This is a genomic window from Crocosphaera sp. Alani8 (genome assembly GCF_038442745.1).
GTDB lineage: Bacteria > Cyanobacteriota > Cyanobacteriia > Cyanobacteriales > Microcystaceae > Crocosphaera.
This window is the reverse complement of record NZ_JARVCN010000364.1, coordinates 1-3,032: the sequence shown is the minus strand read 5'-3', so window position 1 is coordinate 3,032 and position 3,032 is coordinate 1. Positions and strand designations below refer to the sequence as shown.

Here is a 3,032-nt window from a genome sequence, read left to right as displayed (position 1 = left end):
CATTTGCTCGTGATCGCATCCAAAATCCCTCACCCACAAAATCCGTTAGAACGAGATCTTCTACTGCTCCCCCTCCCCTAGCTAGGATAATTAACTCGGCTCGTCCATCATTGTTTACTCTTTCGATAGCCTTAACGATAGACAATGGAGCTTCTTTTCCTTGAACTGTTGCCGGAGAAAACAACACCTTGACCCCTGGATTTCTTCGGCTTAATGTTTTTTGGATATCCCCCCAGGCGGCTGCCGTTGCTGCGGTCACAACTGCGATTATTTTAGGGAACGAGGGGAGCGATCGCTTAATACTTTTATCAAATAATCCTTCACTCGCTAATCTGTTTTTTAACTGTTGATAGCGAAGTGCCTGTAGTCCTTCACCAGTAGCTAAAACTTGGAAGACGGTTAGTTGGTATTCTCCTTTTTTCCCATAAAGGCGCACATTTCCCATTACCAAAATTTCTGACCCTGGTTTGGGTAATTCAAGTAATCGCTCTTTTTGGGCGTTCCAAACCACACATTTTATTGTTGCTTGACCTTGATTATCACTTAGGGTAAAAAAAATTCCCACTCGGTGAACATGGAGACTCGATACTTCCCCTGTGACCCACACTTGAATTAATTGGGGATCTTCTTCTAGTAGTAACTTTATATATTCTGTTAATCCTCTTACTGATAAGGCTGTTTCTATCTTTTCAATCATTAGTTAACTATTGGCTCAAGACAATCAGGGTTATCATTTGTCGGACGATTAACTTTTTGACTAACTTGATAAGCCGACATTGCATCACTCCCGTAAGAAGTCAGAAAACTCTCAAGAATCTCCCTATCAAAAACATTGTGGTCTAGCCATTGAGAGTAAGCATCACCAGAAAGTATCACCGGCATTCTGTGATGAAGTGGTTTCATTAACTCATTAGCTTCGGTGGTAATAATACAACAAGACAAAACCTCTTCTGTTTGTCCTGAATTGGATACTTCCCAAAGTCCCGCCAACGCAAACGGATGTCTATTTTTGAGGTGTATGTAGTAGGGTTGCTTACTATTTCTAGTATTTTGCCACTCATAAAAGCCATCTGCCATGATTAAACATCGACGGTGTTTGAAAGCATTACGAAAAGAAGGTTTTTCGGCTACGGTTTCCCCTCTAGCATTGATTAGCTTGCTAGCAATTTTGCCATCCTTTGACCAACTTGGGATTAAGCCCCACTTCATCCCTTTTAACTGTCTTTGCCCAAGTAATGTCTGTACAATGGTTACTATCTCTTGTGATGGGGCTATATTATAACGAGGCTTCCAATCTTGAACCTGTGAGACTTGGAAGTATTTTGATATCTCATCCCCTGAGATCGTTAAACTAAATCTACCACACATTAGAAAGATTTTCTTTTTTGCTAAATACAAGTATCTTAACTTAACACAAATGAACTTTTAAAAGGGATAATCTTCTCGTTTTTGTTGATTATTTTTTTGTTTAACTTCAGCAGAGGGAAATAGCTCTAGCTGTTGCTCTTTTTTCGAGGGGATGGTTTCTTTTCTCCGTTGAGATGTCCGTTCTTCACTGGTATCTTCTGCCACTATTTCATAAAGGGTTGCTAACTTATTTAGTTCTGTTCCTTTACGGAGTATGCGACCTAATCTTTGCACATATTCTCTTGCTGAACTTGTGCCTGAAAGGATGATTGCTACTTTCACATCCGGCACATCAACCCCTTCATTTAACACATGGGAAGTCACTAAACTTTTATAAATCCCTTCCCGGAAACGAGTCAAAATATCATGGCGTTCTTTAACCGGAGTTTGATGAGTGATGGCCGGAATTAAGAACTCTTCTGAAATCCGATAAACTGTTGCATTATCATTGGTAAAAATTAATATTGAATCTTGATGGTGTTCACAAATTAATTCAGTTAAAACTCGTAGTTTGCCATCTGTGCCAGCAGCTATTTCTTTGGCTTCTCTATGGGCTAACATTGCCCTTCTTCCTGCTGGACTCCTAGCACTTGCTTTGACAAAAATTTGCCACCCGTTTAAACTCCCCAACGAAATATTCGACTCCCTTAAAAACTTATTACGAATTTCCATAGCTTTATCATAACGTTGCCGTTCCGTTGGTGATAATTTTACCTTGATCTCTACTACCTTATGTTCTGCTAACGTCCCACCGGCAAGGTCTTTTACTCCTTTTCGATAAACCACCTCCCCTATTAAAGTATCTAAATCACGATGATTCCCATCAGACCTTTCTGGGGTCGCCGTCAATCCTAACCTATAGGGAGCAATGGAATATTCGGCAATCACCCTAAAGAAATCCGTCGGTAGATGATGGCATTCATCGAAAATCTGCAAAGCATAACGATTCCCTAACGCTTCTGCATGAATGGCTGCACTGTTATAAGTGGCAATTAAAATTGGACTGCGATCTCGTGAACCTCCTCCCAATAACCCCACCTCGATATCAGGAAAGGCCGCTAATATCTGGGCATACCATTGGTGCATTAAATCCAAGGTTGGTACCACAATTAGAGTTGTTCGAGGGGTGGCTACCATCGCTAATTGAGCTAGATAGGTTTTTCCTGCTGCTGTGGGTAGCACTACCACTCCTTGTCGTTGAGCTTGTTTCCACGCTTCCAACGATTCTTTTTGATGGGGATAGGGTTCTCGCTCAAAACTCGGGGTTAAATCTAACGGGAAAAATCCTTTGGCTTCATCGACAAAACTAACTTCATTCACCTCAAAGGTTTCAATCACACGACGATAATATATCGCCGGCACACGAAACTTCTCTATGCGATCATCCCAAGTTGCCAACTCTATCCAACTTTTTCCTCTTGGGGGTGGATGAAGTATTAATGTTCCGCGATCATACGTTAATTTTGAGGGTCGTGCCATTCACTAACACTATCCTATTCATCCAACCTCTAGCAAATTTCAAGCACATATTTTTTCCAGGATGTTAAGCATTTCCTCTTCATTGATACTCAGATTAAGGGGATCAATTCTCTTCATTCTCTTCAGGGATTGTTGTAATCGCTCCA

At 41.0% G+C, this 3,032-nt stretch carries 3 protein-coding genes; all 3 read right to left on the bottom strand.

The genetic code is table 11. The features are described from left to right. Nucleotides 1-697 (bottom strand): exodeoxyribonuclease VII large subunit (gene xseA / locus P9B04_RS18550; RefSeq protein ID WP_342056460.1); only part of this gene is annotated, 697 nt, incomplete at its 3' end. Further along, entirely contained in the window at nt 697-1,368 is a 672-nt protein-coding gene (locus tag P9B04_RS18545; RefSeq protein WP_342056459.1) for an SOS response-associated peptidase, read from the bottom strand. The genes P9B04_RS18545 and xseA, both read right to left, overlap by 1 nt. A 57-nt stretch (nt 1,369-1,425) precedes the next feature. Continuing rightward, a complete protein-coding gene (locus P9B04_RS18540; protein WP_342056458.1) occupies nt 1,426-2,886 on the bottom strand; it encodes a DEAD/DEAH box helicase in 1,461 nt (486 codons plus the stop codon). Nucleotides 2,887-3,032 lie beyond the last annotated feature (146 nt).